Raw genomic sequence first — 19928 nt, forward strand, 5'->3', positions numbered from 1 at the left:
CTGGCCATCTACGGCTCCAACGGCAACTTCAACCTGTCCGGATAGGGAGATGACGTGACACGCAATCTCGGTCCGGGCCCGGCCGACCGCTCCGAAACCGAAACCGCCGCAGTCCCGGTGGCAGCCCGAACCGGCGCCAGCTTCGGCGCCAAGAGCTGGACACGGCCGGTGGCCGGTCTGTCCACCGTGGTCTTTGTGGTGGCGATCGTCGCCGTCGCCGTCGGGCTGTTCCGCGGCGACTTCACCAAAACCGTTCCGGTGACCGTGATCTCCGACCGCGCCGGCCTCGTCATGAATCCAGACGCCAGGGTGAAGATGCGCGGTGTCCAGGTCGGCAAGGTCGAGTCGATCCAAACCCGGCCCGACGGCACTGCCGAACTGCGGCTGGCGATGGATCCCGCGCAGCTGCGCAAGATCCCGTCCAACGTGGTCGCCGACATCGCTTCGACGACGGTCTTCGGCGCCAAGTACGTCAACTTCGAACCCCCGACCGATCCGTCGCCGAAACCGATGTACGCAGGGCAGGTTCTGCAGGGGCAGCACGTCACGGTCGAGATCAACACCGTGTTCCAACAGCTGAATCAGATCCTCAACAAGATCGATCCGACCCAGCTGAACGCAACGCTCGGCGCCCTCTCTGAGGCATTCGCCGGGCGTGGCAAGCAATTCGGCCAAACCATCGCCGACTTCGATGCCCTGTTGGCCAAGATGGAGCCCAGCCTGCCGAATATGGCCAAGGACATCGAGCTGACCGCGCCGGTGACCGCCGCCTACGCCGACGCCGCGCCGGATCTGGTGCGGACGGTGCAGAACACCAACAAGATCAGCCAGAGCATCGTCGACGAAAAACAGAACCTGGACACCTTCTTGGTCAACATGATCGGGCTGGCCGATCAGGGCAACGAGGTGCTCGGAGCCAACCAGCCGGCGCTCAGTAAGGTTCTTCACCTGCTTGCGCCCACCACGGCCCTGTTCAACGAATACTCGACGGCGATCAACTGCACGCTCGAAGGCATGAACGTCGCCCGCCTGCAGCCGCCGTCGATGGATCCGGGAGTCATTGTCAACGTCGCCTTCACCCTGGGCATCGACCGGTACCGGTACCCGTCGAACCTGCCGAAGGTGGCGGCCACGGGCGGCCCGCAGTGCATGGGGCTGCCGAACATCGGTTACGGCAACAAGTCCAAGTACCTCGTGACCGACGTGGGCAGCAACCCGTGGCAGTACGGCAACCAGGGCATCCTGCTCAACTCCGACGGTCTCAAGCAGCTGTTGTTCGGACCGCTCGACGGGCCGCCGCGCAACACCGCACAGATCGGACAGCCGGGATGATGCGCACCACAAGCACACTCGTCAAGTTCGGCGTGTTCGCCGTCGTGATGGTGGTCCTGACCGCCTTTCTGTTCCTGACATTCAGCAACTACCGCAGCGGTTCGACCAACGGATACTCGGCGGTGTTCGGTGACGCCTCCCGGCTGAAGGATGGCGACACCGTCCGCGTCGCCGGTGTCCGGGTCGGCACTGTCAACAGTGTTGACCTGCAGCCGGACAAGAGTGTGCTGGTGAAGTTCGATGCCGACCGCGACATCGTCCTGACCACGGGAACCCAAGCGGCCGTGCGCTATTTGAATCTGACCGGCGACCGGTATCTGGAACTCGTCGACGGACCGGGCTCGACCCGGGTGCTGCCTGCGGGTTCCCAGATACCCCGGGACCGCACCCAGTCCGCCCTCGATCTGGATCTCCTTCTCGGCGGATTGCGGCCGGTGATCCAAGGGCTCAACCCGCAGGACGTCAACGCGCTGACCGCGTCGCTGATCAACATCCTGCAGGGCCAGGGTGACACCCTCGACTCGCTGCTCGGCAAGACCACCTCCTTCTCGAATGCGTTGGCCGACAACAGCCAAACGGTCGAACAGCTCATCGACAACCTCAAGGTCGTCGTCGACACTCTGGCCAAAGACGGCGACAAGTTCTCCGGCGCCATTGACAAGCTGGAGAAGCTGATCACCGGGCTGTCGCAGGATCGCGAACCGATCGGCACCGCGATCACCCAGCTGGACAACGGAACCGCGTCGCTGACCAGTCTGTTGAACGAGGCCCGCGCCCCGCTGAAGGGAGATATCGAGCAGCTCAACCGTCTGGCACCGCTGTTGGACGACAACAAGATCGTCTTCGACAGAGGCTTGCAGAGGGGGCCCGACAACTATCGCAAGATGGCCCGGCTCGGCGCGTACGGCAGCTGGATCATGTACTACATCTGCGGCCTGTCGATCCGGGTGACCGATCTTCAGGGACGGACCGGGGTGTTCCCGATGATCAAACAAGAATCCGGTAGGTGTGCGGAGCCCTAATGCTGAAATACCGAGCTTCAAACTTGTGGCGTGCCGGCTTCCTCGGCGCGGTGTTGATCATGCTGGTCATTGCGGTTGGCCTGCAGCCCGAGCGGCTGGTGCAGCTGGCCACCTCGGTGCGCCACCAGGCGCTGTTCACCGAGGCCGGCGGGATCACCGTCGGCAACGACGTGACGCTCTCCGGCATCAAGGTCGGTTCGGTCACCGACGTGGTTCTGGACAACGGCGACGCGCTGGTCACCTTCACGACCGCGGGCAAATACGCGCTGGGTTCGCAGACCGCGGCGCACATCCGTACCGGCTCGCTGCTGGGCGAGCGGGTTCTCACGCTGGAATCGACAGGCAGCGGCACTCTTCGCTCCGGCGACGTGATCCCGACGACGCGCACGTCATCGCCCTACTCACTCACCGAAGCCGTCAGCGACCTGACGTCCAACACCGCAGGCACTGACACCGCCTCGCTCAACCAGTCGCTGGACACGCTGTCGGCCACGATCGACCAGCTCGCACCGAAACTGGGTCCGACCTTCGATGGCCTGAGCAAGCTGTCCCGATCCCTCAACAGCCGCAACGAGAATCTGGCCGGCCTGCTCAAGAGCGCTGCCGACGTCACCACCGTGCTGGGGCAGCGCAGTCAGCAGCTGAACACCCTGATCCTGAATGCGAACGTCCTGCTGGGTGTGCTCAACGACCGGCGCGAGGCGATCGTCGACCTGCTCGCCAACACCGCGGCGGTGTCGCAGCAGCTGACCGGCCTGGTCCACGACAACGAGGACAAGCTGGCGCCGACGCTGCAGCGGCTCAATTCCGTTGTCGCGGTGCTGGAGAAGAACAAAGACAACATTGCCCAGATGCTGCCGAACGTGAAGAAGTTCATCCTGTCCGAGGGTGAGACGCTGGCCAATGGCCCGTACTACAACGCCTACGTGCCCAACCTGCAGCCCGCGGAGTTGTTGCAGCCGTTCCTGGATTATGCGTTCGGCTTCCGTCGTGGCGTCAACGCCGGCCAACCACCGGACAATGCCGGGCCGCGCGCTGAACTACCGTTGCCGTACAACGGCATTCCGGGAGGGTCCCGCTGATGATGCGCAGACGTTGGGTGAAGGTGCTGTCGGTTCTGCTGGCCGGGCTGCTGGTGGTGGGTGCGGCGGTTCTCGTGCGCAACATCTTCTTCGGCCCGAAGACGGTCAACGCCCTCTTCACCACCGCGACGGGTATCTATCCCGGTGACGATGTCCGGGTGTCGGGCGTCAAGGTGGGTACCATCAAGGCGATCGAACCGCAGGGCACCCAGACCAAGCTGGTGCTCGACGTCGACCGCGACGTCCCGATTCCCGCCGACGCCAAGGCGGTGATCGTGGCGCAGAACCTGGTTGCCGCCCGCTATGTGCAGTTGACGCCGGCCTACCGGAACAACGTCGGCCCGAAAATGGCCGACAACGCGGTAATCCCGTTGGACCGCACCGCGATTCCTGTGGAGTGGGATGAAGTCAAAGAGCAGTTGACCCGGCTGGCCACCGACTTGGGACCGCAGAGCGGGGTGTCGGGCACGTCGGTGTCGCGCTTCATCGACAGTGCGGCCAATGCGCTCGACGGCAACGGCGACAAGCTTCGGCAAACCATCACCGAACTCGCCGGGGTGTCTCGTGTGCTCGCCAATGGCAGCGGCAACATCGTCGACATCATCAAGAACTTGCAGACCTTCGTCACGACGCTGCGTGACAGCAGCGAGCAGGTGGTGATGTTCCAGAATCGGTTGGCGACGCTGACCAGCGTGATCGACGGCAACCGGTCGGATCTTGATGCCGCACTGAAGAACCTGTCGGTGGCGATCGTCGACATCCAGCGGTTCGTCGCGGGCAGCCGCAACCAGGCCTCCGAGCAGATTCAGCGGCTGACGAATGTCACCACCAACCTGCTGAACAACAAGATGGAGATCGAGAACATCCTGCACATCGCGCCGAACGCGTTGAGCAACGCCTACAACATCTACAACCCGTCATCGGGTAGTGCGGTCGGGCAGTTCGTGCTGAACAACTTCTCTAACCCGACCGAATTCGTATGCGGCGCAATCGGTGCGATCGAGAACACCACAGCCCCCGAAACGGCGAAGCTGTGCAGCCAGTACCTCGGCCCGGCGCTTCGCCTGCTCAACTTCAATTACCTGCCCATCGGGATTGATCCGTACCTCATGCCGTCGGCCGCTCCTGACGAACTCGTCTACTCGCAGCCGAACCTCGCCCCGGGCGCCGGCGGTCCTACCCCCGACATCCCGCCGCTGCCGCCCTACCATTCGGCGTACGAGGGTGTCATGCCGGGACCGCCAGGATTCACCGGACGTGCCCCGGGTGAGGCGCCGCCCGGTGCGGCCCAACTGTTGCCCGGTGGATCGCCGGCGATACCGCCTTCGGTGATCTCGTCGCTGCCCGGCATGTTGAACCCGGCCGGGCCGGCGCCCGGTCCGGCACCCGGCCCTCCGCTGGCCGCAGAGGCAGGAGGCACACCATGATCGGCGGAAAGTCGTTGCGGCGTGCAGTCATCGCTGGTTGCGGGGTCGCGCTCACCACCAGCGCCTGCGCCTTCCAGGGTGTCAACTCGCTGCCGCTGCCCGGTACCGTGGGCCGCGGATCCGATGCCGACGTCTACCACGCCGAGGTGGCGAACATCGCGACTCTGGAGCCGAACTCACCGGTCATGATGAACGACGTCGTCGTCGGCAGCGTGCGGAAGTTGACGGTCAAGAACTGGCATGCCGACGTCGAGTTCTCGGTGAAGCCCGATGTCGTCGTCCCGGCCAACGCTGTCGTCAGCGTTGGCCAGACCAGCTTGCTCGGTTCCATGCACCTGTCGTTGAACACTCCGATCGGCCAACCGCCGAGCGGGAAGCTCAACCCGGGCGCGACGATTTCGCTGAATGCATCCTCGACCTATCCGACCACCGAGCAGACACTGGCCTCGCTGGCGGCTGTCGTGAATGGCGGTGGGTTGGGCCAGATCGGTGACGTCATCCACAACTTCAGCACGGCGGTCCATGGCAACGAGGCGGCCTTCCGCGACCTGATCACCAGGCTGGACACCTTCGTCGGAACGCTGGATGCCCAGCGGGACAACATCGTGTCAGTGATCCAGTCGCTGAATCGGATGACGTCGACATTCGCCGGCCAGCGTGACGACCTCACCCGCGCGCTGCAGAAGATTCCGCCCGCCATTGACGTGCTGGTCAAGGAAAGGCCAACGCTGACAACGGCATTACGCAAGCTCGGTACGTTCAGTGAGACCGCGAACACTCTTGTCAATGAGTCACAGGCCGACTTGGTGGCGAACCTGAAAAACCTGGAGCCGGCTTTCAAGGCGTTCGCCGATGTCGGTCCCGATCTCGATGCACTCCTCGAATACGCCGTCCACTTCCCGTTCACCCAGAGCTTCATGGATCGCGCGATCCGCGGCGACTACTACAACCTGTTCGCGGTGATCGACCTGACTGTCCCGCGGTTGAAGCGCACGTTGATGCTGGGCACGCGGTGGGGAGACGCGAAGGCGCAGTTGATTCCCGCGCCAGGTGATCCGGCATTTCTGAATTACACCTACGACCCCCTCAAAACCGGGGTCACGCCACCGCCACCGGATGTCTTCGACGACAATCCTCCCCAGGCTCCGCCACCGGCGGCAATTGCCGCCGCGGGTCCGATCCTTCCGCTTGTGCCGCCGTCGCCAGTCGCGCCGCCGGGCAGCCAGATCTACACACGGGAACAGTTGGCCGCTACGGGCGTCCAGCCCATCTTTGCGGGACCATATGGGGCACAGGGAAATCCGCCGGCGAGCATGCCGCCGGCACCGCCGACGGGAGGGGGCGGCTAATGCTCACGCGCTTTGTTCGCACGCAGCTGATCATCTTCACGGTCGCCTCGATCGTCGGCGTTGCGATCATGCTGTTGGCATACATTCAGCTCCCCACCCTGCTGGGATTGGGGCGGCTGACGGTCACGCTTGATCTGCCCGCTACCGGCGGTCTGTACAAGTTCAGCAATGTCACCTACCGCGGGCTGCAGGTCGGCAAGGTCACCTCCATCGAGCTGACCGACAGCGGGGCCCAGGCCACGCTGTCGCTGGACACGTCGCCGAAGATTCCAGCGGACCTCAAAGCCGAGGTGCGGAGCATGTCCGCGGTGGGAGAGCAGTACGTGGAGCTGCTGCCGCGCAGCGACAAAGCGCCCTACCTGCAGGATGGTTCGGTGATTCCGGTCGGCAACACGTCGATTCCACAGGCGGTCGGACCCATGCTCGACCAGGTGAGCAAGTTGATGGACACCATCCCGAAGGACAAGCTGAGCCAACTGCTCGGTGAGACCTACCAGGCGTTCAACGGCACAGGTTACGACTTCGGCTCGCTGGTGGACTCCGGTGCAACGATCACACGGGACGCCAACAGCGTCTCCGACAACACCCGCGCCCTGATCGACGACGCACGCCCGTTCGTCGGGGCGCAGGAGATGACCACCGACTCGATCCGCACCTGGGCGCAGAGCCTGGCGGGGATCACCGAGCAGGTGGCCGACAACGACCCGCAGTTCCGGTCGATCCTGCACGATGGCCCCGGGTTCGCACAGGAGACGTCGCAGCTGCTCGAGCAGATAAAGCCGACATTGCCCGTCCTGTTGGCGAACATGACCACGTTCGGTCAGATTTTCCTTACCTACAACAAGTCGGTCGAGCAACTGCTGGTGCTGGTTCCGCCGTTCGTCGCCCAGATCCAGACGTACCTGCCAAGCAACAGCCCGACCGGTCTGCCGAACGGTGACTTCTCGCTGGGCCTTGGTGATCCCGCATCGTGTACAGTCGGGTTCCTTCCGCCGTCGTCGTGGCGCAATCCCGCCGACACGTCGGTGATCGACACACCTGACGGCCTGTACTGCAAGTTGCCGCAGGATTCGCCGGTCGCGGTTCGTGGAGCCCGCAATTATCCGTGCATGGAGCATCCGGGCAAGCGTGCACCGACGGTCGAATTGTGTAACGACCCCAACGGTTTCCAGCCACTGGCGCAGCGCCAGCACGTCACCGGGCCTTACCCCATTGACCCGAACCTGGTCGCTCAGGGCATCCCGGTCGACAGCCGGGTTCTGCCGGATTCGAACATCTACGGGCCGCTGCAGGGTACGCCGTTGCCGCCGGGGGTGAGCGCACCGCCACCTGGTGCGCCGCCGGTGGATTCGCCGCCACCGAACTTCGCGGGTACCGGGCCCGGTCCGTTGCTGCCTGGCCAGCCGATCTACCAGACACCCCCCGTCTCGCCGCCGGGCCCCGAAGGGGACATCGGTCCGGCTCCGATCAATTTGCCGGGCCCGGCCAATATGTTGCCTCCTGATCAGCAGCCGGCCCCACCGCCAGAACCGGGTGTGCCGCAAGTCGCGCCGAGTGCTTTCACTCCGAATCCGCAGAAGGCTCCGGCGCTGCAGGTCGCGAAGTACGATCCGCGCACGGGCCAGTACATGGGTAGCGACGGGACGCTGTACCGCCAGACCAACCTCGCCAAGCCGGCAACGACATGGCAGGACATGCTGCAGAGCTGAAAGGGGTACGTCGATGCGTGTAGTTCAAGCACTGGCCGCGGTCGGCGCGGCCACTACTGTCGCTGGAATCTGTTGCGCGGCACCGGCAACGGCGGATCAGAATTGGGGCATCAACGGCACATTCCTGACGTCGTCCAACGGTGACTGGGCCAAGGTCAACGATCGTTACCAGGACCAGCCATCGGAACGCAGTACCTGGACGATCACAACCCAGTGCATCTCACCAACGGAGTGCACCGGGACCGTGACGAGCGATGCGGGGTGGACCGCGCCCATTTATACGATCGACGGTCTGTGGTACGTCAAACGAACAGTTCCGAACTGGCGATTCTGTGCCGACGGTGCGGCGATCGAGGGCTTCCAGGAGTACAAGATCTATCCGGTCGGCAGCGACGGCCACGTCGACCCCGCAGCCACGGAATACACCGGAGAAAACCGGGTCATCGGCCCCAGTGGGTCGTGCGGGCGCAATCAGTCGCCGGTCATCCACATGCCGTTCTACATGAAAAAGCTGTAACTGCTACCAGTTTCGCAGCGAACACAGCGCGCCTTTGGGCCCGCTGTTGCGCTTCACCACCTGACCGTTGATCTCCATCGTGCAGTTGAAGCCCGCAGTCGCCTTCGGGAGTGACCCGGTCGCCTGGACGAGAACCATGCCCCACTGCATGGGGTCGGTCAGGGTGGCCTCGAGAACCCAGGGTTTGTTGGGCCCGACTGCCGCTTCGGCGTTGGGACTGAACACGTACGGGTCATGGCTGTAGTCGGAGAACGACGGCGGATCGGTGTCGCGGTAGTAGATCTCGGCGTTGACCGGCTTGTCGGCGGTGACGGTATACCGCACGTTGTAGGCCGGCGGCGGTGGGGCAGGAGCCGGATCGCCACCGGGGATCGGATCGTCGGCCAGTGCGGGTGCCGCGAAACCGGTTGCGGTGCACAGAACGGCCAGGACTGCGGCGCTGATCTTCGAGGTAAGTCGCATGGTCACATCCGGTTCAGGCTGAACGGGTAGGTGAAGCTGCCGCCCGGGGTGCCGTCACACCCGGCATCGAACGTCGAGACCATCGACCCGGCAAGGGTGTTCGCGTCCCAGGTGTACACGTCATGGGTGGGAATGGTTGGCCCGTAGTAGATGTCGCCACACCGCAGGCCGAAGGGGTCGTCGACGGTGAAGGTGTACTGGCCGTTGACCAGCGGTGCATCACCGACACTCTGGACGGCCTTGGCGATCGGCCGCGGCAGCGTGAGGATGTGAATGCAATTGGGGAGGTTGTCATACGTGTTCGGTGCCTTGCACGGCGTCATCGCCGACCACACCCAGGTGTGAAAGTCCCTGCGGTCGGGCATGATCAGCTCGTAATTGCCCAGGTACATCTCAGCGGATGCCGGCGGTGCGAGGGCCACCGTTGCCGCCACCACCACCGTGGTGATCACAAGGGATTTCACGCTGGCTTCCTCCACGTTCGGTGCGCACGGTGCGAAGCCCCGATTGTCGCACGCTGCGAGATTGGCATTCTCGTGATCGGAGAATACCGTCTTCTCGTGTGCCGGAGAAAGGGTTTGGGTGGTTCTGGTCGCCGGTCAGGCGAATTCGACGTCCGACACCTTCAGCTGGTCGCCGTCGCGCTGCAGGCTGACCACGACCCGCCAAACCCGCGGCTGCTGATCCTCCTTGGGCGCATCCGGTCCGGTGCGCTGTGAGGTGGCCGCGACCAGCACGGTGGCCGAATCCTTGTCCATCGACTCGACGGCGGTGTCATTGACGGTGACCTTGGTGACGACCTTCGACTGCTGCATCGCCTTGATCAAATCGTCGGCGCCGTCCTCGAAATTGGCTTTGAACTTGCCCGTCGAGTCGTCGATGGCTCGCTGCACGCTCTCTTTGGCCTGATTGAAGTCCATCGACATCAGGTTCACCACGCCTTGGCGGGCTGCCGCGGAGAACTCGGCGGTGCGGTGCCGCTGTGCCTCGGCGTCCCGGTGTTGCCACACCATCCACCCGGTGCCGCCGAGTAAGCCGATGATCGCGAGGACGGCGACCGCCGCGGCGACGATCCTGCCCCAGGAGCGCCGCCGGCGTTTCTTTTCTGGTGCGGCAGCCGATTCGAGGTCGTCGGCAGGTGCGGGTTCGTCGTCTTCGGTGGCGTCGGCTTCGGCGTCGACGCTCTCGGGATCGGTCCCGGTCTGGGTCCCGGTCTCCGGGACTTCCGGCGACTCGTCGCGAGTCTCGGCCAGCTTGCGGCGCAATTCGTTTGCGCGGGCCCGGGCTGCCTCGGCCCGAGCCTCGGCCGCCGCTGCTGCAGCCTCCGCCGCCTCGGCGGAGTTCAGGTCGTCGGCGTCGGGAGCTTCGGATTCACGGTTGCCCGGCGGCATGGGACCCTCCTCGTCCATCGCGGTCGCATGGCGACGCGCGACGCTAGCACTGCCGCCCAGCATTACACAGCGGCCAACCCGGTCTGTGGGAGGCGGGTTTTTCTTCCCGGTTTCTTCTTCAACGCCGGAGAATTCGGTTACCGAATATGCGAGAGTGTTCGGGTGCGATCGACCGTGGCAGTTGTTGCTGCACTCATGGCGGCTGGAATGTTGATGCCGGCGTCGGCGTCCGCGGATCCCGACGGGCCGCCGATCAACGCCAACGAATGCAATGACGCGTTCTGCACCCCGGGCATCACGCCGGGTGTCGAACTCGGTGCCCCGTGCAGCAATACGACGTACTACGTGTTCGGCGTCGATACGCGCAACAACTGGGGCCGGTTGATCTTCTGCGGCTCGCCGCGGCGCTACGAGCCGCGGTATTTCCGGTCGCCGCCGATGGTGGGCGTCAAGAATCTGAACGCCGACTGCGTGGGCTATGAGAACTCCGTCGCGCAGGCTCCCGACGGGATGTTTTTGACCTGCGTCGCGGCCGGCGGGCGGACCCGCTGGGTGCAGGGCGACGCCTGAGCGCTGCCCCGACACCGGCGAGGTCAGCCCCTGCCGGTGAACCGGACGTGGATGTCGGCCAGCCCGCGCAGGATGTACGTGGGCTCGTAGTTGTACCGGCGGTCCCCGGCCGGGCCGTGGAACTCCTCGTCGATGGTGATCTCGCCCATCCGGTCCAACATGCGTTCCAGCGAGACCCGTCCCTCCACCCGCGCCAGCGGTGCGCCGGGGCAGGAGTGGGCGCCACGGCCGAACGCGATGTGCTCGCGGACGTTGGGCCTGCGGACCTGGAATTCATGCGGGTCGGTGAATCGCCGCGGATCTCGGTTGACCGCCCCGGGCAACACCATGACGACGGTGCCGGCTTTGATGTTCATGCCGCCGAGCGTGGTGCTCCGGCGAGCCAGTCGGGAATCACTCTTGACCGGGCTTTCCAGCCGCAGTGACTCCTCGACGAAGGTCGGGATCAAGCTGCGGTCCTCGCGCAGCGCCTGCTGCAGGTCGGGCCGCTCCACCAGAGCTTTGATGGCCGCGGACAACAGCTTGGCGGTGGTTTCCTGGCCGGCGGCGAACAGGAACGTCGCGGTCCGGACCACGTCGATGATCTCGGGGGTCGACCCGTCCGGGTACTTCGCGCTCGCCAGATCGGTGAGGACGTCCTCGCGGGGATTGCGGCGACGCTCCTCGAGGTAGGCGCTGAACTTCTCGTCGAGGAACTCCAGCGGGTTGAGCCCCATCTTCTCGTGGTCGAGCGACCCCACCCGGGCGCCGGGCCGATCGGCGCCGAGCACCGTGCGGAATTCCTTATGGTCCTCTTCGGGCACGCCGAGCAGGTCGGCAATCACCAACAGCGAGAACGGTTTTGCGTACTCGGCCAGGAACTCACTGTGGCCGAGGGCGAGGAACTCGTCGAGCTGGCGGTCGGCCAGCCGCCACATGAAGTCCTCGTTCTCCTTGAGGCGCTTGGGGGTCAGCAGCCTGCTGAGCAACGAGCGCGCCCTGGTGTGGTCGGGCGGGTCCATCGTCACCATGTGCTCGTACATGGGGAATTGGTTGCGGTGTGCGTCGATCGCAGCGTTCAGGTCGTCGCCGTCGGGGGTGAAGGGCAGTGGCGGGAAGGGGCCGCCGAGGGCCACGATGTTGGAGAAGTCCTCGGGATTCTTGTAGACCTCGAGGGCTTCCTCGTATCCGGTGATGGCGACGAATCCGTGCGGCTCGAGTCGCAATACCGGGCTCTGCTCACGCAGATAGTCGTAGTACGGGTACGGGTCGGGAACCAGCGACTGATCGGTGAGGAAGTCAACGGCGGCGAAATCGGTCATGCGTGTTATTTCCTCCCAGCGGGCTGATTGCTGTGCACCTGCTTAGCATGGCGTAAAGTGCGTGGTCAAGGCTGGATCGCATCGGCCCACGTACTATCGGCGTGTTCAATCGGCGGTTGTGGACAGAGCAGAGGTGGCACATGGCATCGGCGCGGCGGATCGGTGCGCCCGACGCGAAGAATCGCGCGGTGCTGTTGGACGCCGCTGAACAGCTGCTGATCGAAGAGGGCTACGCGGCGGTGACCTCACGGCGGGTCGCCGAGAAGGCGGGACTCAAGCCGCAACTGGTCCACTACTACTTCCGCACGATGGACGACCTGTTCCTGGAGATCTTCCGCCGCTACGCCGATCAAGGCATGGAAGCCCACCGGGTGGCGCTGGCCTCTCCGCAACCGTTGTGGGCGCTCTGGCGCTTCGGGATCAACCCCGACGCCAGCCGTCTGACGATGGAGATGGCGGCGCTGGCCAATCATCGCAAGGCGCTGCGCACCGAGATGTCGCGATACGCCGAGCTCTTCCGCGAGCAGCAGCGGGAAGTGTTCGTGACCGCCTTGGACCGGCACGGGGTGCTGCCCAGTGAAGTGCCGCCGGTGGTCTGGTCGATCCTGCTGACCGGCCTGTCGACGGTGGTGATGCTGGGCGAGGCGCTCGGCGTGACCGCGGGCCACGCGGAGACCATGGAACTGGTCGAGCGCTATCTCACGCTGATGGAAGGTCCGCCGCAGCCGGTGGACGACTCAGCTCACCAGTGGCGCAGCGAGCAGAGCGCGCCCTTGGGCCCGGAGTTCTCCGCGACGACGACGCCGTCGACCGCAAGCACGCAGTGAACGTTCGGCGGGGTGGGCGATAGCCCGCTGGTGGCCGCCACCATCGCCCACTCGTCGGGGTTCGCCAACTGGACGTTGAGCACCCACTTCTTGGTGGGACCGATGTCCGCCTCGACCTTCGGGCTGAACACATAGGGGTCGTGGCTGTAGTCCGACCAGTTCGCCGGTTCGGTGTCCCGGTAGTAGATGTCGGCGGCCCGGAACGGCAGCTCGGAGAACACGCTGTAGGTGACTTGGTGTAGCGGCTCTTCGGCGCCGGCGGGAGCCGACGAACCGGCGACGCACACCGCAGCCACTGCAACCGCAGAACACATCCGGACAAAGCGCATGGCTCAGTTTGGCATGGGAAAGTCCGCACCGGCGCCGGTTTCCTTGTGTGCGGGACCCTTCTATGCAACAGTGCGCCTAGAGAACTATATTCTCGCTTTCGGCGAAGCCGCATTCCCAGTAAGGGGGCCGACCATCAGAGACGCGCTCATCCTGGACGCGGTGCGCACCCCACGCGGCCGGGGCCGCCCCGGCGGCGCGCTGCACGGTATCCATCCGCAGGATCTGTTGGCGCAGTGCCTCACCGCGACGGTCGACCGGCTGGGCTTCGATCCCGCGGCCGTCGACGACGTGATCGCCGGCAACGGAATCTTGGCGGGGGAGCACGGGGATGACATCGCCAGGCTGTCGCTGCTGTTGGCCGGGTGGCCGCAGACGGTCCCCGGGATGACATTGAACCGGTTCTGTGGATCCGGACAACAGGCCGTCACGGTGGCGGCCGCCGGGATCGCCGGCGGCCAACAGGATTTGGTGGTGGCCGGCGGCGTGGAATCGATGTCACGCTGGAACGTCAGCGTCGGGGCGCCGACGATCGACGGTGCGAATCCGGCGTTCCGTCGGCTGTATCCGACCGTGCCGCAGGGTGTTTCGGCTGACTTGATCGCCTCGCTGGAAGGATTCGGCAGAGCGGATGTCGACGCGTTCGCGGTCACCAGCCAGGACCGGGCCGCAGCGGCGATCGCGGGCGGATACTTCGACCGGTCGATCATCGCGGTGCTGGGTCCTGATGGAGAGATCGTTGCGGACTCCGACGAGCACCCTCGGCCGGGAACGACAGTGGAAACGTTGGCCAAGCTGCCGCCCGCCTTCGACCGGATGGGCGCAGCGAGCCTTGACGGTGACGACCTCAGCTTCGACGAGATCTGTTTGAGCCGTTACCCCGATGTGGCGCGCATCGACCATGTGCACCATGCCGGTAACTCGTCAGGTGTTGTCGACGGTGCCGCGCTGGTGACGCTGGCGTCCGCGGAGTGGGCGCGGGCCCAGGGGGCGGCGCCGCGGGCACGGATTCGGGCCGCCGCTGCCATCGGCAGCGAGCCGGTCATCATGCTCACCGCGCCCGGTCCGGCCGCCGAGCGCTGCCTTTCCAAAGCCGGCATGACCGTCGGCGACGTGGACCTGTGGGAGATCAACGAGGCCTTTGCCGCGGTGCCGCTGAAGACGATTCGTGATCTGGGCCTGGATCCGGAACGGGTCAACGTCAACGGCGGAGCGATCGCGCTCGGACATCCGATAGGTGCGACCGGGGCGATGTTGATCGGCACCCTGCTCGACGAGTTGGAGCGCCGCGACCTCAACACCGGCTTGGTCACCATGTGTACCGGCGGTGGGATGGGTACGGCGACCATCATCGAGCGAGTCTGATGACCGAGACGCTCGAGTTCGAGACGCCCGCCCGAGGCGTCGTGCTGATCCGGCTCAATCGCCCGAAGCAACTCAACGCGATCAACGAGGTGATGCGCGACGAGCTTGCGCGCACCCTGGCCTCGGTGGCGCGGGACACGTCGGCGCACGCGGTGGTGATCACCGGCGCCGGTCGCGGATTCTGTTCCGGTATCGACATCCGTGACTTCGGCCCGGGCATGCTCGACGCCAACGCTCCCGCCATCGACCGGCTCCGGTTCCAGGAGGCGATGGCGGGACTGGTGCGTGCGGTCGCAGACCTGCCGCAGCCGGTGATCGCGGCGGTCAACGGCGCGTGTGTGGGCGCCGGCTTGGCACTGAGCCTGGCGGCCGACATCCGGATCTGTTCCACTGCAGCCACCTTCGGGAATGCGGCGATCCTGCTCGGTTTGTCCGGCGCGGAGATGGGGATGAGCTACCACCTGCCCCGCATCGTCGGGGCCGGGGTCGCCGCGGATTGGATGCTCACCGGGCGCACCGTGTCTGCCGAGGAGGCGGACCGTCGCGGCCTGGTCAGCCAACTGGTGGAGCCCGAGAAGCTTGTCGAGCGATCCGTCGACATCGCCCGGGGGGTTGCCGAATTGGCGCCGTTCGGTGTTCAGCTGACCAAGCGGGCGCTGCAAGTCAACGTAGCCGCCGCGGGGCTCGGCCCGGCGCTGGAGCTGGAGAACCGCAATCAGGTTCTCAGCCACGCCACCGACGACGCGGCAGCCCGCAGATCAACCTGGTCGTAAGTGGAAGGGACGAAACACATGTCGTGGGATTTCTCCACCGATCCGGAGTGGGCGGATCAACTGAAGTGGGTCGAGGAGTTCGTGCGCTCGGAGTGCGAGCCGATCGACTACATCGTCAAAGAATCCCATGACCTGACCGACCCGGTGCGTCAGGCGCTGATTCCGCCGCTGCAGCAGATCGTCAAAGACCGCGGCCTGTGGGCCACTCACCTCGGCCCGCATCTCGGCGGCCCGGGCTACGGCCAGGTGAAGCTGGCACTACTCAACGAGATCCTCGGCCGGTCGGAATGCGCACCGATAGTGTTCGGCTCGCAGGCGCCCGACTCGGGCAACAGTGAGATCCTCGCCCACTACGGCACGCCGGAACTCAAGGAGCGCTACCTCGAGCCACTTTTGGACAACCGCATCATCTCGTGTTTCTCGATGACCGAACCGCAGGGCGGCGCGGACCCCAAGATCTTCGAGACCACCGCTGTACAAGATGGCGACCACTGGGTCATCAACGGCGAGAAGTGGTATTCGTCGTTCGCGTCGAAGGCATCGTTCATCATCGTGATGGCGATGACGGACCCGGATGCCGCTCCGTACGAGCGGTATTCGATGTTCGTGCTGCCCGGCGCCACCCCGGGGATCAATGTTCTGCGTGATGTCGGGCTGGGGTACCAGCCGCTCGGGGGCGGCGGCCGCGAGGGTTACGTACGGTACGAGAACGTACGGGTGCCCGCCGATCACATGCTCGGCCCGCGCGGTGGCGCGTTCGTGGTCGCGCAAACCCGTCTGGGCGGCGGCCGGATTCACCACGCGATGCGCACCGTCGGCCTGGTGCGGCGGATCTTCGACATGATCTGTGAGCGGGCCGTGTCGCGCTACACCCAGGGCAGTGTGCTGGCGGACAAGCAGATGGTGCAGGAGATGGTCGCCGACTCCTGGATGGAGATCGAGGCATTCCGGCTGCTGACCTTGCAGACCGCGTGGAAGATCGACCAGTACAACGACTACAAGGCGGTGCGAGCCGACATCTCGGCCGTCAAGGCGATGATGCAGAAGGTGTTGCACGACGTCTCGGCACGCGCGCTCCAGATTCACGGTTCGCTGGGCACCAGCCACGAGATGCCGTTTGTGCAATACCTGACCGAGTCGTTCGTGCTGGGGCTCGCCGACGGGCCGACCGAGGTCCACAAGGTGACCTTGGCCCGGCTGCTCCTCAAAAACCGCGAACCTGCGCCGGACTTGTTCCCCTCGGAGCACCTGCTGCGGTTGCGTGCCGCTGCCGAGGACAAGTTCGCCGACCGGCTGGCCGGCATTCCGCGCGGCTAGTCCTTCTCGTCGTCGTTCGGTAGGAAACGTTCTGGGTGGTGGTAGTCGTTGGTGCCGCCGCGCATGGGTACATCTGGTGGTGGGATCCATTCGGTGTGGCCGTCTGGGAGTTGTTGGGTGGTCCAGCCGTCGTTTTCGACCAGGAGGTTGTCGCATTTGCAGGCCAGGGTGAGGTCGTCGATGTCGGTGCTGCCGCCGTGTTTCCAGTCTGTGGTGGCGTGGTGGACTTGGCTGTTGTGGCCGTTGACGGTGCATCCTGGTGCGGTGCAGCCGCGGTATTTGGCCAGCAACATGATTCGCTGGTCGGCGGACGCCAGTCGTTTGGTGCGCCCCAGCCACAGTGATTGGCCGGTGACTCCGTCGAAGACGGCGAGGTAGTTGTAGGACGGCGTTGCGGCTCGGATCAGGTCGGTGATCGGGATCAGGGTGCCACCGGCGGTGACGGCGTGGCCGGCGCCGGCCTGTAGGTCTTGCAGGGTGGTGGTGACGATCACGGTGACGGGAAGGCCGTTGTGCTGGCCGAGTTTCGGGTCTCCCAGCCGGCCGCGAACCAGGTCCGCCAGCGCGTCATGTTGGCGTTGGGCCTGGCTGCGCAGGTCGGGCTCGGCAGCGTCGGGATTGGGTTTGGGTGCGGCGAATTTCGCGAGCCAGGCATCCAGCATCGACCGCAGCTCGGGATCGGCCACCAGCTTGCCGACACTCATGCCGTCGGCGCGCTGCCCGCCGCACCACACGAAGCCACGCTTGCGGGCACGGTCTTCCTCGGAGTATTTGCCGTCGGGATTAAGGTGGGTGGCCAGCCGGTCGGCGATCTTGTCCAGCTGGTCGGGTCGCATGGTCTGGGCGTGCTCGGCCAGGGTGCGTTCGGCCTTCTCGATCTCGACCGGCCCGACGTGATCGGGCAGATCGCGGAAGAACTTCTGAATCACCCGCACATGCTCACCATCGAGAAGGCCGGCCTCCCAGGCCTTGCCGGTTGTCGGCAACAGCGGCGACAGCGCCTCACCAGTCAACGTGGTCCGCGGCGTCAACTGTTCGGCATCCCGCATCCGGCGCTTGGCCGCGCCGCGGCTGATCCGCAACACGTCCGCTATCACGATCGGGATCGGTGGGCAGCCTTCGTAGCGCTCCAGGTGCATCACCTGCTCGTGCGAGACCGCGACCAGGCGGCGTATCGCGGTTTCGAGCCGTGCCAGAGCCGTAAAGCGTTGCGGCGCGGGCAACTCCTCGATATCGGCGGCACCCAGAAGTTCGACCGCCGCGTCAAGCGCATCCAACGCCGCCGTGATCGAACTCATGGTTGAAAACCTACCCGCGCCCACCGACAGATAGCAGGCCGCAAAGCCATGCTGTGGACGGAATCGGATCTGGGGATAAACCGTTGAGCACCAACGGGATCCAAAACTAGGTGAGGTGCTCGATGGCTCTCGTGAGCAGCCGGGGCAGACTCACGGCCATTGCCTCCAGTTCGGCATCGGGTGAAGCTCGGCGTCGGTTGTGTTTGACGATCAGAGACCAGGTCGCCGTCGATTTGAAACAGGCAAGCGCCCGGAACCAGTCCAGCCGAGGTGCGTCGCGCCCCAGCGCATCCTCGTACTCGGCGACCAGTTCGTGCACCGGCGGCGTCGTCCCGCGATAGGGCGTGGTTCGCCGATAGGTGTCCGGGTCGGAGTTGATCAGGAACCAGCCGAGGTCGACGCGCGGATCGCCGACTGACCAGATCTCCCAGTCGATCACAGCGGTGATGTCCTGCTCGTCGGCCAGCAGGTTGCCTAACCGGAAATCACCGTGCACGATCGCCGATGAGACCGGGGGAGGGGTGGAAGCACGCAGCGCGTCCGCAACCTGTCCCCAACCGGGCGCGAGGGCTGGATCCACCGTTTCTAATGTGCGACACCACTTCTCGACCTCGGCGCCTGGCGCGATGACCGGTTCGCCGATCAGGCCGAGCTCGGTGGGCGACAACCGGTGCAGCTCACCCAACGTGCGCGCGGCGCGACGGAATCGGGCGGCAACCACAGGCTCGGAGCCGGCGTCGTCGGTGTCGAACAGCGGCTCCACCGACGTTCCTTGGAGGAATGACATCACGAACAGAGGTGGTGTCTCCGGTGGTTCGCCCGCGTCGTCGAACAGGATCTCCGGCACCGGCACCGCCGTGCCCTGCAGGGCGTGGATGATCCTGGCCTGACGAAGAACATCGCGGTGCGCGATGGGCGCGCGGCCGGGTGGGGCGACCTTCACCACGACACGACGATCGGCGAGGTCGCCGGCGAAGGTCAGGCTCGAGGCCCCACCGGCCAACGGCCGCAGCCCCGAAATCCCCTGGGGGGCAAGGCGGGCCTGCAACTCATCGAGCAGATCGCTGGTCAGCTCAGCACGCCGATCTCACGAAGAAATGTCTGAGTCTGCACGATGCGCCCGGTCAGGGTCGACGGATCGCCGGTACACAACTCCAGCGCGGTCCGGGTGATCAGCTCGATGTCCTCGGTATCGGTCTTGGCCAGGTCGAGGGTGCCGGCACCCGGAGTGGCGACGGGGTTGGTCGGCGCGGCGGCGTTCACGGCGATCCGGTCGTCGTACAGCTCGGCGGCAAGGCTTTTCGTCATCCGGTTCATCGCCGCCTTGACCGTGCCGTAGATCCCGAACCCGGCGGTGCGGTCGAACTCGGAGAACGGCGGTCCCGGGGGCAGATCACCGCCGACCGAGGTGAGGTTGAGCACCCATCCGCGACCGCGCTCACGCATGGCGGGGATGGCGAGCTGCGTCAGGTGCAGCGGTGCAACGACATGCATTTCCATCATCAACCGCACCCGCCGCTCGGGGAATCCGTCCAGCGGGCGCAAGAAGGTCACTGCGGCGTTGTTGACCACGATGTCGGGGGCGCCGACCTGAGCCACGGCCTCGGCGAACAACCGCTCGCGGTCCGCGGAGTCGGACAGGTCCACGGCGATGGTGACCGCGTTACCCCCGGCGTCGGCGATTTCTGCTTTCGTCTGCATCAGTGAGCCGTCGTACTTCGGATCGGGTTCTGCGGTGCGGGCGGTCAGCACCACGGTGGCGCCCTCGGCGGCCAGTCGCTGCGCAATTGCCTTCCCAAGGCCCCGGCTGCTACCGGTCACCAGTGCCACCTTGCCCGCACACCGTCCTGACACATCCG

Annotated in this window: 20 protein-coding genes; 12 read left to right on the forward strand and 8 right to left on the reverse strand. The window is 65.3% G+C overall.

The window, feature by feature from the left end:
- Positions 1 to 54: 54 nt before the first annotated feature.
- From BST42_RS26645 to BST42_RS26675, 7 genes are read left to right on the forward strand one after another with little or no spacing between them, the layout of a single operon-like run.
- Positions 55 to 1332 carry an MCE family protein gene (locus BST42_RS26645; RefSeq protein WP_083122721.1) on the forward strand — a complete coding sequence of 426 codons (1278 nt, stop codon included), beginning with the start codon at positions 55 to 57 and terminating at the stop codon, positions 1330 to 1332.
- Positions 1329 to 2354: an MCE family protein gene (locus BST42_RS26650; protein ID WP_083122722.1), complete on the forward strand. Its 1026-nt coding sequence runs from the start codon at positions 1329 to 1331 to the stop codon at positions 2352 to 2354. The genes BST42_RS26645 and BST42_RS26650 overlap by 4 nt, the downstream gene beginning before the upstream one ends.
- Positions 2354 to 3436 (forward strand): MCE family protein, encoded by a 1083-nt coding sequence (locus tag BST42_RS26655; protein WP_083122723.1) that lies wholly within the window; start codon positions 2354 to 2356, stop codon positions 3434 to 3436. Before BST42_RS26650 ends, BST42_RS26655 begins: the two co-directional genes overlap by 1 nt.
- Positions 3436 to 4863 (forward strand): MCE family protein, encoded by a 1428-nt coding sequence (locus BST42_RS26660; protein WP_083122724.1) that lies wholly within the window; start codon positions 3436 to 3438, stop codon positions 4861 to 4863. Before BST42_RS26655 ends, BST42_RS26660 begins: the two co-directional genes overlap by 1 nt.
- Entirely contained in the window at positions 4860 to 6212 is a 1353-nt protein-coding gene (locus tag BST42_RS26665; RefSeq protein ID WP_083122725.1) for an MCE family protein, read from the forward strand. The genes BST42_RS26660 and BST42_RS26665 overlap by 4 nt, the downstream gene beginning before the upstream one ends.
- Positions 6212 to 7921, forward strand: a complete 1710-nt coding sequence (locus tag BST42_RS26670; protein WP_083122726.1) for an MCE family protein — start codon at positions 6212 to 6214, stop codon at positions 7919 to 7921. Before BST42_RS26665 ends, BST42_RS26670 begins: the two co-directional genes overlap by 1 nt.
- Before the next feature lie 13 nt (positions 7922 to 7934).
- A complete protein-coding gene (locus BST42_RS26675) occupies positions 7935 to 8438 on the forward strand; it encodes an Rv2253/PknI dimerization domain-containing protein (protein ID WP_083122727.1) in 504 nt (167 codons plus the stop codon).
- Between the two features lie 3 nt (positions 8439 to 8441).
- Here BST42_RS26675 and BST42_RS26680 read toward each other — a convergent pair whose 3' ends face one another.
- From BST42_RS26680 to BST42_RS26690, 3 genes are all read right to left on the reverse strand, one after another.
- Positions 8442 to 8900: an Rv2576c family protein gene (locus tag BST42_RS26680; RefSeq protein WP_083122728.1), complete on the reverse strand. Its 459-nt coding sequence runs from the start codon at positions 8898 to 8900 to the stop codon at positions 8442 to 8444.
- A 2-nt stretch (positions 8901 to 8902) separates the two neighbouring features.
- On the reverse strand, positions 8903 to 9364 hold the full coding sequence (locus BST42_RS26685; protein ID WP_083122757.1) for a hypothetical protein: 462 nt from the start codon (positions 9362 to 9364) through the stop codon (positions 8903 to 8905).
- A gap of 135 nt (positions 9365 to 9499) precedes the next feature.
- The gene (locus BST42_RS26690; RefSeq protein WP_110918801.1) at positions 9500 to 10291 is read right to left on the reverse strand and encodes an Rv1363c family protein; all 792 of its coding nucleotides are present in this window, start codon (positions 10289 to 10291) and stop codon (positions 9500 to 9502) included.
- Between the two features lie 162 nt (positions 10292 to 10453).
- Here BST42_RS26690 and BST42_RS26695 point away from each other — a divergent pair, with 162 nt between their 5' ends.
- A complete protein-coding gene (locus BST42_RS26695) occupies positions 10454 to 10861 on the forward strand; it encodes a hypothetical protein (RefSeq protein ID WP_102810166.1) in 408 nt (135 codons plus the stop codon).
- A 23-nt stretch (positions 10862 to 10884) separates the two neighbouring features.
- Here the strand turns inward: BST42_RS26695 and BST42_RS26700 are convergent, their stop codons facing one another.
- Positions 10885 to 12162: a cytochrome P450 gene (locus BST42_RS26700; RefSeq protein ID WP_083122730.1), complete on the reverse strand. Its 1278-nt coding sequence runs from the start codon at positions 12160 to 12162 to the stop codon at positions 10885 to 10887.
- A gap of 140 nt (positions 12163 to 12302) precedes the next feature.
- Between BST42_RS26700 and BST42_RS26705 the strand changes: the two genes are divergently transcribed.
- Positions 12303 to 12989 (forward strand): TetR/AcrR family transcriptional regulator, encoded by a 687-nt coding sequence (locus BST42_RS26705; RefSeq protein ID WP_083122731.1) that lies wholly within the window; start codon positions 12303 to 12305, stop codon positions 12987 to 12989.
- Here the strand turns inward: BST42_RS26705 and BST42_RS26710 are convergent.
- Positions 12905 to 13303, reverse strand: coding sequence for an Rv2576c family protein (locus BST42_RS26710; protein WP_083122732.1), 399 nt, complete (start codon positions 13301 to 13303; stop codon positions 12905 to 12907). The two genes, BST42_RS26705 and BST42_RS26710, sit on opposite strands and share 85 nt — an antisense overlap.
- Before the next feature lie 163 nt (positions 13304 to 13466).
- On the opposite strand from BST42_RS26710, the gene BST42_RS26715 reads away from it, so the two are divergent.
- The 3 genes from BST42_RS26715 to BST42_RS26725 are packed head-to-tail and all read left to right on the forward strand — an operon-like array spanning position 13467 to position 16771.
- Positions 13467 to 14681, forward strand: a complete 1215-nt coding sequence (locus BST42_RS26715; protein ID WP_264044737.1) for an acetyl-CoA C-acetyltransferase — start codon at positions 13467 to 13469, stop codon at positions 14679 to 14681.
- Positions 14681 to 15454, forward strand: coding sequence for an enoyl-CoA hydratase/isomerase family protein (locus tag BST42_RS26720; RefSeq protein WP_083122734.1), 774 nt, complete (start codon positions 14681 to 14683; stop codon positions 15452 to 15454). Before BST42_RS26715 ends, BST42_RS26720 begins: the two co-directional genes overlap by 1 nt.
- Before the next feature lie 18 nt (positions 15455 to 15472).
- Complete coding sequence (locus tag BST42_RS26725) at positions 15473 to 16771, forward strand: acyl-CoA dehydrogenase family protein (protein ID WP_083122758.1); 1299 nt, start codon at positions 15473 to 15475, stop codon at positions 16769 to 16771.
- On the opposite strand, the gene BST42_RS26730 is transcribed toward BST42_RS26725, so the two are convergent.
- The 3 genes from BST42_RS26730 to BST42_RS26740 all read right to left on the reverse strand — a co-directional run bounded on the left by BST42_RS26730 (position 16768) and on the right by BST42_RS26740 (position 19923).
- Positions 16768 to 18069 (reverse strand): HNH endonuclease signature motif containing protein, encoded by a 1302-nt coding sequence (locus BST42_RS26730; RefSeq protein ID WP_083122735.1) that lies wholly within the window; start codon positions 18067 to 18069, stop codon positions 16768 to 16770. The genes BST42_RS26725 and BST42_RS26730 overlap by 4 nt on opposite strands.
- A 106-nt stretch (positions 18070 to 18175) precedes the next feature.
- Positions 18176 to 19141, reverse strand: coding sequence for a phosphotransferase family protein (locus BST42_RS26735; RefSeq protein ID WP_083122736.1), 966 nt, complete (start codon positions 19139 to 19141; stop codon positions 18176 to 18178).
- Positions 19138 to 19923 carry an SDR family NAD(P)-dependent oxidoreductase gene (locus tag BST42_RS26740; RefSeq protein WP_083122737.1) on the reverse strand — a complete coding sequence of 262 codons (786 nt, stop codon included), beginning with the start codon at positions 19921 to 19923 and terminating at the stop codon, positions 19138 to 19140. The genes BST42_RS26735 and BST42_RS26740 overlap by 4 nt, the downstream gene beginning before the upstream one ends.
- Positions 19924 to 19928 lie beyond the last annotated feature (5 nt).

The sequence above is a fragment of the Mycolicibacterium rhodesiae genome (genome assembly GCF_002086695.1).
GTDB classification, from domain to species: Bacteria; Actinomycetota; Actinomycetes; order Mycobacteriales; family Mycobacteriaceae; genus Mycobacterium; species Mycobacterium rhodesiae.